Below are 13,103 nucleotides of genomic sequence, written 5' to 3'. Positions count from 1 at the left end.
GTCCTAAAAAAGAGTTAGCTGGTAAGTTCTGGTTTCATCTGGGTGACCTGAACGGCCTTTTCCTCGTATTTATCCCTGGTGATCACAACAATACTGATATTCTCGCCAGATGCGGAGTCACGGCGCATCGCGGCCTTGAGGGAACGGGTGGCAAGGTCGACCGCCTCAGGTTCGTTCATATCAGCGTGGTACCGGTCCTCAAGCACGCCGTAGGCCATCGGAGAGCCCGAGCCGGTCGAGACGATGTCGGTCTCCTTCGAGGCGCCGCCCATCGCATCGACCGAGTAAACGCTCGGTCCATTCCGGTCCACGCCGCCGACAAGGAGCTGGACGTAATACGGGTAATAGCGGTTCTGCTGCAGATAGTTGGAGAGCAGGGTCGCCGCAGCACCGACGGAGATCGGTTTGCCGTGGCGGACTTTGTACAGGCTGCACTCCACCTGCATGAGGCGGGCGAGCGACTGAGCATCGCCAACGCCGCCGGCAGTTGTCATACCGATGCGGTCCGCTATCTGGTACACTTTTTTTGCAGTTTTGCTGGCGATAAGAGTCCCCATCGTCGCACGTTTTTCAGTTGCGAGAACGATACCCTCATCGAATACAAGCCCCACTGTCGTGGTGCCTTTCATAATCTCCTGATTAATCTCAGGCATTGAAATACCCCCATGAAAATTACACGCTAAAAATTTTGTAAAAGCGTTATCTGTATTAAAGATATCAATAAATTTAAAGGTTATTGATCCTGGCCCTTGCAGAGCACCCGGATCAACTCGCGGTCAAAGAGCATGGCGATGAGTCTTTTGTCCCCGTTGACCACCGGCAGCTGGTCGACGCGGGAACGCTTCATGAGAAGGGCACACTCAGAAACGCCGGCGTTTTTCGGGACGGTGACAACATTCTTCACCATCGCCGTCCTGACCGGCCTTTCAGGGAGCTGGACCTTGGAGACCCCGTAGCTGACCGTGTGCATGTCCCTGATACTCTCCCAGCTCCATTCGTCGTCGTCGGTCCCGTTGGAGAAATCCGAGACCTCGACCGAGTCCTCAATGTGGGAGTTTCTGATCAGGTCGCGCTCTGAGATGATCCCTGATACCACGCCACGCTCGTCCATGATCGGAACGGCTTCGACATCGGAGATCTCCATGATCCGGCCGACAAGGGGGAGCGGCGTTTCCTCCCAGAGGGCGAAGGTGCTGCTGAGGTAGTAGTCCCTGATCTCGTCCTTGATCCGCAGCTGGGCGATCGCCGCAATGAGGTCGGCCACGCTGAGCAGCCCGACAAGGCTGCCGTTGTCGTCGACGACCGGCAGTCTCCGGTAGTTATGCCTGACCATCACCGCCGCTGCATCGGAGAGCGGGGTATCAGGCGTTACCACAACGGGTTTCGGGGACATCAGGAGCGCCACCTGCGTCTCCTCGGACTTGCGGAGGAGATCTTTTCTGGTGACCACGCCGACGACCTTGCCCCGTTCTCGTACCGGGATACCCGAGATACCGGTCCTTTTCAGTATCTTGAGGATATCATCGCGGTTGCTCGGGATCTCAACAGAGACCACATCCTTTGTCATGTAGTCCTGGACGAACATCTCGGTTATGTCAACTGGAATTATCTCACCACCATCGTCGTGCAGCTGCTGTTCCGAACAACATGCTCCGAAACGCTGCCAAGAAGGAGGCGATCGATATTGGTCTTCCCACGCGAACCGATCACGATCAGGTCGGCGTGCAGCTCTTCGGTAAGGGAGACGATCTCGTTGCCGGCATGTCCGTCCTTGAGGTGCGTGATGAGCGAGACTCCGTCCTGTGCGGCACGTTCCTTGCTCTTCTGGAAGACCTCTTTTCCTTCGCTTTCAAGGAGCGAGTAGATAATTTCCCAGGTGTTGTCCATGGGGATGGAGGAGAACATGCTGGTTTCGACGACGTAGATCACATGGAGTTCGGCATTCCAGATCCGGGCCTCAGACAGAGCAACCTCGAGCGCCTTCAGGCTGATATCTGACCCGTCGATAGCGACGACGATTTTTTTAAACATGGCTACACCTCACAAAACCGGAATCTGCTATTTTATTCAATCTATCAATTTATAACAGTTTGCAGTATGGATCGCTCTCCGACTCGTTTTACCATGGAGGCGATTGGATCCGGGCTGAACCCAAGACCCGCCCTATCAGGGTCTATTATGATAAAATTCGCCCGGTTGCCTTTTTTTATCGGGAAAGACCTGCCTGCGAGCGCAGCACCCCCGACAGCAGCGCGCAGGATCTCTTCGGGAGGCATTCGAGTGACGGTTTCGCAGAACGACATCTCTCTGAGCATATCGGGCTGGACAAACATCACGTTGTCGGTGCCGATGTACCAGGTGCAGCCGCACGCTGCCATCTCTCTGACCGGCGGCCTCCCGGCGTCGCAGGTGACGCCGAGGGTCCAGTTGGATCGGATACAGACGGCGACGGGCACGCCGGCATCGGCAATCGCCCTGAGTTGCCCTCTGGTGGCGTGGGTGCAGTGGACGAGGAGGTCGGGGTCATAGCAGAGGGCGGCGTCGATGTCGTCCAGGTCCTTCTCGCCGGCATGGAATGCCACCAGCCTGCCGGCGGCCCTGGCCCGTCTGACCTGCTCCTCGGTGTCAGGGATGTCCCGTGCACTGCTGATGCCGATCCCGTCGGCGATCGTCTCACCCCCTTCCCTGCCGAAGATCAGCGGGAGAATCGGTTCACCCTGGACCGCTTCGCGGAGTGCCGTGACGCCGTCAGCCCCCCCCTCCCTGAAGTCGGCAAAACCTGCCGTTCCGGTGGCCTGCATACCCCTGATGCTGGCGCGCATCCCCTCGATCAGGCGGGGGCGCGGCGTTGACCCCAGGATGCGGTGTTTGAGCCCGTGGGGAGGGGTGACCAGGGCCTCCAGGTCTCCGCAGGTGGCGAAGTCCATGGCGACGGTGTCGCCGAGGTGGGTATGGGCATTAAAAAATGCCGGGCAGATCCAGAGGTCAGGGGCCGACGAATCCTCTTCGATCGCCGTGATCACGCCGTCCTCGACGATCACCGCCGCCCTGACCGGCTCGAAGTCGTCGCCGGCGAGGACTGCTCCCCGGTACACCTGCTCTGGCATATCCACCCGTTGACGCCGATTTTATATATAGTGAATGCGAAAGTTTATGGATATGGCGAAGAAGAGTGGCGGGCGACTCGTTTCGTCCGCGGGTCTCGTGAATTATTATGACAGTGAGGACCGCAGGGCTGTCCACATCAACCCCGTGCATGTGATCGCCATTTCAGTCGCGATTGGCGTGGTCATTTTTCTGCTGAATTCCTTCTACTGAAATCTTTTTTTTATCGTCGGCCAGGAGGGGACAAGGGCACGCCTTCGGGGCTATGCCGGTCTCCTGGGTGATGTGAAAAAGGGCGCTTCGCTCCCGTGCGTGGGTAGCCATTGACACCTTTATCAAACACCACTCAGGCGATCCGGGACGATGGGCTGCACTTGAGATGGAGCGAGTGTTTGGGGACGATCATCGGTCCATCCATATGCCGGTGCCGTGGGGGCCTGCCGCCCCGCAGAACTGCGATGGGTGCGGAGATGGACAATCGCTCCTGCCTTCCCCTATAACCGTTCTGCGGGGCAATCGTGTGCAGGGTCAGGCGGGTGCAACCCCGGCAGAGCATGCGGAGAAGGCGATCGATCGCCAGGTCGGTGCGAAGGCGCTACCCACGGGAAAGGGCAAAGAACCTAAAAAAGGATTATTTTTTGCAGAGCGCCTTTCTGATGATGTCTTCGTCTCTGCTGAAGTGCAGGTTGTCGTGGCCGGTCCACCGGGCGCAGTTTCTGAACACGACGGCCGGAACGCCGTTGTTGCTCTCGCCCATAATGAAGTTGGCAAAACCGGCGACCTCATCGACGACCGCCTCCTCGGTGATCTCGAGGACATGGCCGAAGAGGTCGTGATCGCCCCTGAAGTCACGGATCGCCGTCATCCCGCTCCATCCGATGGCGACGCCGGTCTGGCCCCGCCTGAAGGAGCGCCCGCAGGTGTCGGTGATGATCACGCGGACCTCTTTGCCGGTAATCCGTGCAATCTCGTCCCGGAGACCGGCGGCGGCCCCCATCGGATCGGGCGGGAGGAGGATGATCATGCCGTCCTCGATATTGGAGTGGTCGACGCCCGCCCGCACCCCCACATGGCCGGTGACCGTCTCCGAGAGGATGAAGGGGTCCTCGAGGATCACGTCGGTGGTCTCGTCGAGAATGGCCTGCACAAACCTGGGGTCTTCATGGGTTTTCTGTGCGATGCGGACGGCCTCTGCAGAGGCTACGATCTCGTCCTGTTTTCTGATAAATCCCCTCGCCTTGGAGTAGACCGATGAGGCAAGACAGAGGATGTCCCCGTCATCGAAGGTGACCCGCTCGCAGATCATCTCCGTCAGAAGATCACCCGGATGGATGATCGGCAGCCCCTCAACCGGGATTACCTGGATATGCATGGAGAATGATCGGCGTGGCACCGACTAATAGCCATCGGTCTGTTCATGGGGGACATTATATATATTGTTCAGTATACCACAGACTCGTGCGGGCGGCGACGCCGTCCAGGAGGGACGATAATGACATGGTATAGCATCGGTTCACGGGGTAAAGAGGAGCTTGCCGGAAGAAAGTACGGCCCCTGCGTTGCCGGAGGGGTACAGAAAATCGAAATTCGCGAACCGTCCTCAGAGATGATGGTCGTTGTCCGGGCTCCATGTCCGGAGAAGCGCGGTCGCTGGCACTGGCACTGGTGAGAAAAACCAGCGAGCGGGCGGGATCGAACGGCCCTGGAGAATGCATCTGATTCTGGCGGTGCGGGGAGAGAAAAACACCCCCGTTCGCGCTCTCACTTTTTCACCTTTTCCGGACCGATTCGAAGACCAGGTGCCGGGAAAGCACTGCCACTCATCTTTGCCCGATAGGCAGAGTTTATGTATTAATGCGCATATGAGTAATAATTGCAGGTGGAGAACCTCCACCTCTTGGATGTGATTGACAATGCCAGGATTTGACGCTACCGGGCCCAGAGGCGCTGGCCCGATGACAGGAAGGGGCTTTGGGCGGTGCAGGCCGGCCCCCCGGACAGAAGCACAGCAGAACGCAGAAACCACCGGTACCGCACCGGTCCAGCAGGAGATCCCTGTCCAGCAGAACATCGTCTACGGTGTCGGGCGGGGCGGTATCCCCAGAGGATGCGGAATGGGTTTCTGCGGCGGACGCCGGCGCCGATGCTGGTGACCCCATTTTTTGTGCACCTATCTAAAGACTAATCAGGGATTCCTGCAGAGATTAACAGAGAGGCATTTCCATGAAAATTGGCGTTGCAAAAGATGGTAATCAGGTATCACAGCACTTCGGCCAGTGCGAAGGCTACGCGATCTTCGAGATTGCAGACGGGAAGATTGTCGGCCGAAAAGACATCGTAAGCCCGGGCCACACGCCGGGCGCGCTCCCGGCCCTGCTTGCCGAACAGGGAGCAAGCGTCGTCATCGCAGGCGGCATGGGCCCAAAAGCAGTGGATCTCTTCTGTGCACGCGATATCCAGGTCTATCTCGGGGTCAGCGGGAGCATCGAGGGCGCCGTAGAGGCCTACCTCGAGGGCGCACTCGTCAGCGGCGGCAATGTCTGCAGCCACGACGGCCATGACTGCGACCACGAGCACTAAATCTTTTTTTCTTTCCGGGAGAGAAGAGCAATCTTTTTCAGAGAGCAGCGCGCATCTCCGCATAATGTACCGCGTCATCCGCTGTCCCGGGTGCCAGACCTTCACTTATGTCGATCCCTACCAGCACTGGAAACTCTGCCATATCTGCGGCGAGGTGATCGATGCAAGCCGCGCCCCGGTCTATCTCGAGGTGCTGAACCACAGGGACGCGGACGACCTCATATGCAGGCTCGAATCTTTTTTGAACGATGTTGGGCGGGAAGACCTGGACGAGGATGAAAAAAGTAAACTCCGCTCAGAATATACTCGATGGGTCAGAAGCCGGATGACCTGATCTCCTACCAGCGCTTGCCGCAGTGCGGGCAGAGGATCGTGACCCGATGCCCGCAGTTGGGGCAGTAAATCCCGCGGCGTTCGGTATATTCAAGGGGTCTGCCGCATTTTTTACAGTAGGCCGGCTCCTCGTAGCCGCACTCATGCCTGATCATCTATTTCAGGTATTGATAGCGCCTGACTAAAAGACTTCCCTTTCCTCTGTTTGCAATATCCCCGGTGAATGCACTGATATTTTTCCCGTCCGGGCCGTTTGTCTCACCTTTTGCCTGGAACGTCGGTATCATCCCATAGGCGCACCCGAGAACGGTGCAGGTTCCCCCGGTCATGTTCCCGCAGGGACGGGAGCAGTCCCCGCCGATGGAGAGCGTCCCACCGTGCATCTCGACCCCGGCCATATCGCCGCAGTTTCCGTGGATGACCACCTCGCCGCCTGCAAGGTGCTCGGCCGCGAAGTCGCCGGCGTTCCCGAAGACCTCGACCCTGCCCCCGGTCATCCCCTTTTTTTCGCCCCGGTATCCCGAGGCGCAGTAATGACCGGCATCGCCGCGGCAGATGACCGTGCCGCCGCAGAGTTCGCGGGCGAACCACCCGTCGGCATTGCCCATCACCTCGATGGTCCCGGCCTTCATGAAGTTCCCGCAGTGCATCCCGATATCGCCTTCCACGGTGATCCGTCCGCCGTCCATGTACTCCCCGACCCGTTTGAGGCGCGAGGTGTCGCCGCGGAGCACGACCTCCACCTCCTCGACCGTCGCCGCCTCGCCCTCGACGGAGACCTCGAAGACCTCGTCGAGACGCCGCTCCCGGTTTCCTTCCCAGACCGTGATCTCAGCCCCGGTCATCAGGATAGACGGGACGATCCCTTCGGCCTCGATCGGGATGAAGGGATTTTTCCTGGGGCGCATCGTCAGTATGATCCTCATATCGCCGCCTCGGTCTCCATCCTCAGGTTTCTCCTCAAATACTCGTCCTGAACCGGATAGTTGCTCATCCGCACCGAGTACCAGTGGTTGAACATCTCGACAAACCGCGGGTCTCTGGAGATATCGCGCTCTGGCCTGATCTTCGGGTCCACCCAGATGGTCGTGTTCTCCCCGTGGACCAGGATCTCGCCGTCCCGCGATACCGGTCTCCCCCGCTTCACCGTCCACTTCGTCTTTGCAAACCCGTCGATCACCCGCCGGTACTCGGTCGAGGGATCGATCTCGTCAACTTTCAGGGGATAGACGGCGATATCGGCCTCGGCGCCGATCCCGAGGTGCCCCTTCCCGATCCCGGTGATGCCGAGGGCCTTCGCCTGCCCGGCGCGGGTCATGACGGCGATCTCGTTCCAGTCGAGTTCGCGCTCGAGTGCCGGGAGGACGACCTTCGATCCCGTATCTGGATGGACCGTCGCAAACTCGGCGTCCCGGTATTTTTTGCTCATCAGGAGGGCGATGATCTCGGGGTACTTCACGAACGGCGCACCGTTCGGGTTGTCGGTCGTGAGCATGCACTGCCAGGGGTTCTTGACCAGCAGGGCAAGTTCGAGCCCGATCGACCACATGATCGAATTGACCAGATTCTTGCGCCGGTAGAGCACCGGGATGATCCCTGACCCGGTCTCGAGTTCTACGTCGTGGTTGCTCCACTTGTCATGGTGGAGACGATAGAGATTGAACTCCATCGGGCCGTCGGCGGTCATCGTCGTCGTCTTCCCGAACATCACCTGCCCCATGTCGATGACGATCTGGGGACGGTTGTTCACGGTGTAGGCCACCGGTTCGGCCTTCGAGCAGAAGGTCTTCCAGTCCGAACCGCCGTAACTGTGGAACTGGACATGAGTGGCATAGAGGGTCTGCCGCTTCTCGTTGAGGTCAGGGGCGAGATTGAGCGTCCCGACGGTGCAGGCGTAGTTGCCCGGTTTGCCCAGGTTGTTGCAGTGGAGGTGGACCGAATGCGGGAGACGGAGGAGTTCGCAGACCCGGATCATCCCCTCGACGATCTCGGCCGGGGAGACCTCGAAATGGGGGACCTTGTCCCTGATGCAGGTCACGTCCTTCCCGTAGCCCCACGCCTCGGTGCCGCCGGGGTTGGTGAGCTTGATCCCGAACCCCTTCACCGCCGAGAGCGTCCACCCCACGATCGCCGCCGCACGCTCGATGTCGCCGTCGCGGATCGCCTCCATCACCCCCCAGTTCCCGTCGAAGAGGGTGTTTGCCATCACGTCCTGCAGGGGCGTGGCCGAGAACTCCTCGTGGGTGTGCCTGGCTTCGAGGGGGGCCATCGCCCCTTCGAGCAGGGTGGTGTAGCCCATGATGGCGTAGCGATAGGAGTTTGCATAGGTCGTCGGCACCGAGTAGCCTGAGATGGAATGCTTCACGCCCCGGCGCGCCTCCCTGCCGGCCCGCATGTCCTCAGGGCTCATATAACGCCCGAAATTCACCTTGGTGCCGCAGATATGGGTGTGGGAGTCGACGCCGCCGGGAAGGGTAAGATGGCCGCCGGCATCGATCACCTCGGCCCCCTGCCCGACGTCCTCGACGATCCGCCCGTCCCGGACGGCGATGTCCATGATTTCGCCGTTGATCCGGTTGATCGGATCGATGACGAAGGCGTTTTTGATCAAAAGGTCGCTCATGGGTGTTTCACCTCCTGTATCCGCTCGAAGATCCGGCCGATGACCTCGGTGTCGCTCGGGTAGCCGAGGTCCATGAACTTCTTTACGTGAATGGGCACGCCGTCCATCCGGTAGGCGGTGCCCCCCGCATCGATCCCGTTGACCGCGGTCGGGATCTGGCACCGGCAGAGGGGCGTCGTGACGGTGTTCATCGGGTCGATCAGCACGGTCGGGATTTTGGTAAGGTGCTCCAGACAGGCCTTCGGGAAGTGGGCGCCGGGGTCTGAGGCCACGATCAGGCAGGCGTCGCACTCTTTTCTGGCAAGGATATCGACGGCCGTCGTCTCTCCCGGATTATAGAAGGCGATCTGCCTGGAGAAGTCCACGGCGTACGGGTAGCCGGTCATCCAGGTGAAGACTTCGTTGGAGCCGTAGACGTTGTAGTGGCCCCGCAGGGGCGTTAAGGTCCACTTCGTGTAGCGGTTGAGTTCGTCCACGAGTTCGATGGCGTTCCTGATGTTTTTGTACTTCCCCGGCGCCATCGTGAGCCCGACGCCGAAGAAGAGCGCACCGAACTTTGCCTCTTTGCACATCTCCCCGATACGCACGAGCTGCTCCTTTGTGACGCCCGCGACCGTGTCAGGGACGACATCGGCCCGGCCCCTGACGATCGCCCGCAGGGCGGCGAAGACCGCATAGTCCCCGCCCGGTTTCACTTTCACGAACTCGTCGGCGATCGATGTGGTCTCGCTCTTCCTGACGTCGACGACGATGAGTTTCCTGTCCCTGAAAGCGTTTTCGAGGAAAAAACCGTCGGCGTAGGTGGTATAACGGCTCATGTGCCGCGGGTGGGCCTCGGTCGGGTTGCATGCCCAGTAGATGACGAGATCGGCGCGGTTCTTCACCTGCCCGAGGGTGCAGCCCGGGTGGCCCACCTCCTGGATGGCCAGGATCGAGGGGCCGTGGCAGACCGAGGTGGTGGAATCGATCACGCCGCCGAGGAGCTCGGCCATCGAGACACCGAGCCCCTGCGCCTCGCCCTGCGTGCTCGACCAGCCGTAGAGGAGGGGGCGGTCGGCGTCCAGGAGAACGCCGGCGGCGTACTCGATCGCCTCCTCATAGGAAGCGTCCCGCCACCCGCCGCCGTCCCGCATGATCGGATTTTTCAGCCGGTTCTTCCAGGCCCCCATGAGTTTGTGGGTGCCAAGGGTGCAGGCGTTGTCCACCTGCACCACCTCGTTCCCCTCAGTCGTGATCACCAGATCGTCGCAGAGACAGCCGCAGAATGGGCAGATCATATCCCGGTGGATCATCTCTCCTCCTCCAGATATGCGAGGCCGCCGACCGCCTCCATCAGCTGATCGATCGTCGGCACCGGGTCGTCGGTCGGTTCGATCTCGACCTCGACCGATTTGTAGTCTGGCATCCCGGTCCCATGCGTCTCCCCGCCGACGACCGCATTCGCATACGGGCCGAGCGGCACGAAGACCGTTCCCTGCGGGATATCGTCGCTGGCCGCAACCCGCAGGACGACAACGCCTCCCGGACCTGCGGCGCGGATTCGCTCGCCCGCCTCGATCTCCAGTTGCATCAGGTCCACCGGGTTCATCCGGCAGACAGAGGTCGCCTCGCGGTATTCAGGACCGCTTTTGTGCTCCAGTCCTGTACCCTGCGCCGACGTCCGCCCGGTGTTGAACAGGAACGTCATTCTTCGACCCCCTGCCGCCCCTCGGCGACGCGGGCGATCCTGATCGCGTCCGTCGGGCAGACGGTCTCGCAGGTCTTGCAGCCGGTGCACTTCTCGTCGTGGAGCACCCAGAGGTTGCCCCGCTCGATGCGCATGATCACCTCGTCGTTCGCCGACGTCCCTGAGGCGCCGAGCTGCGGGTCGGCCTCCTTGTTCACCGGACAGGCGACCACGCAGTTGCCGCAACGCACGCAGGTGTCCGGGTTCACCGTCACCTGGTAGCGGACCGAGAGGGAGGTGTTGTCCCGGTGTTGCGTCTCCAGCACCCGCCCGGCGTCCAGGACGTCTTCGGGGCATGCCTCGACACAGAGCCCGCACCTGATGCAGTGGCCCGGATAGATCTTCGGCGCCCACTTCTCGCCCTCGCGCAGCACCTCGATCGCCCCCGGCGTCGGGCAGATCATCATGCAGGAGAGGCAGTGGGTGCACTCCTTACCGGTCAGCGTCGGATACCCCCGGAAGTACGGGGGATCGACGAGCGGGGCGGTTTTTGCAAAGAGGAGGGTTTTGATCCATTTCCCCCTGCAAAATTCCTTCAGATACCAGATAACCGACAGACCCATCTCCTTACCTCTCAGTGCATGCCACGCACGGATCCGAACTGATGAAGGTCGCCGTTACGTCGGCGATGGACAGGGCTCCCTTCAGCATGTAGTGGGCGCATGCGTCGATGTTCATGATGGAGGGCGTCTGGATGGCGATCTCCTCCACCCTCCCGTAGCGGTCGGCCTTTACAACATAGGTGAGTTCGCCCCGCGGCGCCTCGCCCGAGTACCGGACCTCGCCCCCCTTGCAGATGCCCCCGCCCCTGACCGGGCCTTCGGGCATCATCGCAAGGGCCCTCCGGATCAGGCCGATGGACTGGAAGAGTTCTCCGAACCTGACCATGATCCTGGCATAGTTGTCGCACTCGGTCCTGACGACCGGTTCGAAGCCAAGTTTCCGGTAGGTCGGGTGCTTTGATCTCAGATCGACAGAGATGCCGCTCGCCCGCGCTGTCGGCCCGACCGCATGTGCCCGCAGGGCGTCCTCCTTCGTGAGCACCCCGACGCCGCGGCTCCGCAGGGCGATCATCGGCCCGCTCTCGAAGATCCCCATGTAGCGGGCGATGTTCTTCTCAAGGAGGTCGAGCGTCGCCTTAACGGCGTCGGCATCATCGGGCCTGAGGTCGTAGCGGACACCGCCCGGGATCATATAGGCGGTGTTCACCCGGTTGCCGGTGATCCGCTCGAGAAGATCCATCACGTGCTCGCGCTCGTTGAGGAGGTACATGCCGAGGGTCTCGTGCTCGATCGTATAGCAGTACGAGAAGTTGGCGATGAGGTGGCTCTGCATGCGGTCGAGCTCGTTGACGATCACCCGCAGAAAGGCCGCCCGTTCGGCCGGTTCGATCCCTGAGATCGCCTCCATCGTCTCGATGAAGACCATGTTGTGGACGACCGAACAGATCCCGCATACCCGTTCGGCAAGGAACATCACCTCCTGCCATGGCCTGCCCTGCATGATCCGCTCGATCCCCTTCTTCATGTAGCCGAGTTCGACCTCGGCGGAGAGCACCTGCTCTCCTTTCGTCGCGCACTTGATCCTGATCGGCTCTTTCCAGCAGGGGTGGACGGGCCCGATCGGCACCGCCACATCGACCGTCTTTTTCATCGTATTTTCTCCTCGTAGTCCTTGAATACTGTCGGCGCAAGCGAGAGGATCGCCCTGATGATCTCGGTCGGCCGCGGCGGGCAGCCCGGGACCGAGGCGGCGATTGGAATATGCTTGGAGGCGGGAGGGTTGACATAGCTCCCTTCCCTGTTGAATACGCACCCTGAGATCGGGCAGTTCCCGATGGCGATCGCCACCTTCGGCTCGGGGATCTTCTCCCAGATACTCTTGAGTTTGTCCTCCCACTGCGGGGTGCAGCACCCGATCACCAGCAGGACATCGGCCTCCCGGGGGTTGTTGTGGACATAGATCCCGTACTGTTCGAGATCATAGCGCGGCGAGAGGCAGGCGAGCACCTCGATGTCGCAGCCGTTGCACGAGCCCGTGTCCACGTAGGCCACGTGGATCGAGCGCGATCGGACGGCGTTTTTCATTTTCTGGAGCATACCTGTCATGGTGCCACTATCTCCTTCAGAACTGCTTTTCCTTCTGATATTGCCTCTTCGAGCGGCGCCCCCTTCTCAAGGAGGGTACGGGCCCGGCCATATGCGGCCGCCATCTCGTCGGGGGTGAAGACCCCGATGGACCTGACAAAGAGGTCGCACCCGAGGGCGTCGGCGACCGGGTCGTCGCCGGTCATGGCGGCGATCCCGGCCTCGAAGCGGGCAGGCATGTTTTCCATATCAGACATGTCCAGGCGCTCGATGAGGTGGAGGCGGAGTTTCTGGATGCGCACACCCAGGCGGGCCGCGATCTCCCGCACGGTCCTGTCCTGGCGTAACCCGGTGAGGATGTTGTATTTCAGGGGCCGCAGGTCTTTTTCATAGAGATAGCCGTCGTTCATATCACACCCCCGGAGGCGAGGAGACCATAGACCAGAAACAGGGCGGCACAGCACCAGAGGAGCGCCATCTCGACCCTCTTGAGCCGGTGCTCATCACCGGACCAGAGGAGGATCCCTGCGGCCGCAAGGAGGAGGGCCGCCGCGATCGCTCCCGCAGCCGCGGACGGGCGCTGCAGCGCCTGCACGACCATGATGGCGCCGTAAACGGCTGCGCCGCCGGCGATTGCAGTGCGTATCAT

At 60.7% G+C, this 13,103-nt stretch carries 19 protein-coding genes; 4 read left to right on the top strand and 15 right to left on the bottom strand.

From position 1 onward, the window contains the following. Positions 1 to 14 precede the first annotated feature (14 nt). The 4 genes from psmB to METLI_RS04960 all read right to left on the bottom strand — a co-directional run bounded on the left by psmB (position 15) and on the right by METLI_RS04960 (position 3,107). The gene (psmB, locus tag METLI_RS04975; protein WP_004038525.1) at positions 15 to 653 is read right to left on the bottom strand and encodes an archaeal proteasome endopeptidase complex subunit beta; all 639 of its coding nucleotides are present in this window, start codon (positions 651 to 653) and stop codon (positions 15 to 17) included. A gap of 80 nt (positions 654 to 733) precedes the next feature. Continuing rightward, entirely contained in the window at positions 734 to 1,585 is an 852-nt protein-coding gene (locus tag METLI_RS04970; RefSeq protein ID WP_004038523.1) for a CBS domain-containing protein, read from the bottom strand. Between the two features lie 20 nt (positions 1,586 to 1,605). Further along, complete coding sequence (locus tag METLI_RS04965) at positions 1,606 to 2,031, bottom strand: universal stress protein (protein ID WP_004038521.1); 426 nt, start codon at positions 2,029 to 2,031, stop codon at positions 1,606 to 1,608. A 44-nt stretch (positions 2,032 to 2,075) separates the two neighbouring features. Next, the gene (locus METLI_RS04960; RefSeq protein ID WP_004038519.1) at positions 2,076 to 3,107 is read right to left on the bottom strand and encodes an amidohydrolase family protein; all 1,032 of its coding nucleotides are present in this window, start codon (positions 3,105 to 3,107) and stop codon (positions 2,076 to 2,078) included. A 52-nt stretch (positions 3,108 to 3,159) separates the two neighbouring features. Here METLI_RS04960 and METLI_RS04955 point away from each other — a divergent pair, with 52 nt between their 5' ends. Further along, complete coding sequence (locus METLI_RS04955; protein ID WP_174269591.1) at positions 3,160 to 3,318, top strand: preprotein translocase subunit Sec61beta; 159 nt, start codon at positions 3,160 to 3,162, stop codon at positions 3,316 to 3,318. A 418-nt stretch (positions 3,319 to 3,736) separates the two neighbouring features. Here the strand turns inward: METLI_RS04955 and METLI_RS04950 are convergent, their stop codons facing one another. Further along, on the bottom strand, positions 3,737 to 4,477 hold the full coding sequence (locus METLI_RS04950) for a coenzyme F420-0:L-glutamate ligase (protein ID WP_004038517.1): 741 nt from the start codon (positions 4,475 to 4,477) through the stop codon (positions 3,737 to 3,739). 541 nt (positions 4,478 to 5,018) lie between these two features. Here METLI_RS04950 and METLI_RS13340 point away from each other — a divergent pair. The 3 genes from METLI_RS13340 (at position 5,019) to METLI_RS04940 (ending at position 6,019) form a co-directional block, all read left to right on the top strand. Beyond that, positions 5,019 to 5,258, top strand: coding sequence for a DUF5320 domain-containing protein (locus tag METLI_RS13340; RefSeq protein WP_004038516.1), 240 nt, complete (start codon positions 5,019 to 5,021; stop codon positions 5,256 to 5,258). A gap of 70 nt (positions 5,259 to 5,328) precedes the next feature. Next, positions 5,329 to 5,685, top strand: a complete 357-nt coding sequence (locus tag METLI_RS04945) for a NifB/NifX family molybdenum-iron cluster-binding protein (RefSeq protein ID WP_004038515.1) — start codon at positions 5,329 to 5,331, stop codon at positions 5,683 to 5,685. 64 nt (positions 5,686 to 5,749) lie between these two features. After that, on the top strand, positions 5,750 to 6,019 hold the full coding sequence (locus METLI_RS04940; protein WP_004038514.1) for a hypothetical protein: 270 nt from the start codon (positions 5,750 to 5,752) through the stop codon (positions 6,017 to 6,019). A gap of 4 nt (positions 6,020 to 6,023) precedes the next feature. Here METLI_RS04940 and METLI_RS04935 read toward each other — a convergent pair whose 3' ends face one another. The 10 genes from METLI_RS04935 to METLI_RS04890 are packed head-to-tail and all read right to left on the bottom strand — an operon-like array spanning position 6,024 to position 13,103. Further along, positions 6,024 to 6,173, bottom strand: coding sequence for a hypothetical protein (locus tag METLI_RS04935; protein ID WP_004038509.1), 150 nt, complete (start codon positions 6,171 to 6,173; stop codon positions 6,024 to 6,026). After that, positions 6,174 to 6,944, bottom strand: coding sequence for a formylmethanofuran dehydrogenase subunit C (locus METLI_RS04930; protein ID WP_004038507.1), 771 nt, complete (start codon positions 6,942 to 6,944; stop codon positions 6,174 to 6,176). Beyond that, entirely contained in the window at positions 6,941 to 8,641 is a 1,701-nt protein-coding gene (locus METLI_RS04925) for a formylmethanofuran dehydrogenase subunit A (protein WP_004038506.1), read from the bottom strand. Before METLI_RS04925 ends, METLI_RS04930 begins: the two co-directional genes overlap by 4 nt. Next, positions 8,638 to 9,933, bottom strand: coding sequence for a formylmethanofuran dehydrogenase subunit B (locus METLI_RS04920; RefSeq protein ID WP_004038504.1), 1,296 nt, complete (start codon positions 9,931 to 9,933; stop codon positions 8,638 to 8,640). The genes METLI_RS04925 and METLI_RS04920 overlap by 4 nt, the downstream gene beginning before the upstream one ends. After that, positions 9,930 to 10,328, bottom strand: a complete 399-nt coding sequence (locus tag METLI_RS04915; RefSeq protein ID WP_004038503.1) for a molybdopterin dinucleotide binding domain-containing protein — start codon at positions 10,326 to 10,328, stop codon at positions 9,930 to 9,932. The genes METLI_RS04920 and METLI_RS04915 overlap by 4 nt, the downstream gene beginning before the upstream one ends. Further along, positions 10,325 to 10,930, bottom strand: a complete 606-nt coding sequence (locus tag METLI_RS04910) for a 4Fe-4S binding protein (protein ID WP_004038501.1) — start codon at positions 10,928 to 10,930, stop codon at positions 10,325 to 10,327. The genes METLI_RS04915 and METLI_RS04910 overlap by 4 nt, the downstream gene beginning before the upstream one ends. 4 nt (positions 10,931 to 10,934) lie before the next feature. After that, on the bottom strand, positions 10,935 to 12,020 hold the full coding sequence (locus tag METLI_RS04905; RefSeq protein WP_004038499.1) for a hydrogenase large subunit: 1,086 nt from the start codon (positions 12,018 to 12,020) through the stop codon (positions 10,935 to 10,937). Beyond that, positions 12,017 to 12,475: an NADH-quinone oxidoreductase subunit B family protein gene (locus METLI_RS04900; RefSeq protein ID WP_004038498.1), complete on the bottom strand. Its 459-nt coding sequence runs from the start codon at positions 12,473 to 12,475 to the stop codon at positions 12,017 to 12,019. The genes METLI_RS04905 and METLI_RS04900 overlap by 4 nt, the downstream gene beginning before the upstream one ends. Further along, positions 12,472 to 12,864, bottom strand: a complete 393-nt coding sequence (locus METLI_RS04895; protein ID WP_004038497.1) for a hypothetical protein — start codon at positions 12,862 to 12,864, stop codon at positions 12,472 to 12,474. The genes METLI_RS04900 and METLI_RS04895 overlap by 4 nt, the downstream gene beginning before the upstream one ends. After that, a complete protein-coding gene (locus tag METLI_RS04890) occupies positions 12,861 to 13,103 on the bottom strand; it encodes a hypothetical protein (protein ID WP_004038496.1) in 243 nt (80 codons plus the stop codon). The genes METLI_RS04895 and METLI_RS04890 overlap by 4 nt, the downstream gene beginning before the upstream one ends.

Source organism: Methanofollis liminatans DSM 4140 (assembly GCF_000275865.1).
In the GTDB taxonomy this organism is placed as follows: Archaea; Halobacteriota; Methanomicrobia; order Methanomicrobiales; family Methanofollaceae; genus Methanofollis; species Methanofollis liminatans.
This window is presented reverse-complemented; position numbering and strand designations above follow the sequence as displayed.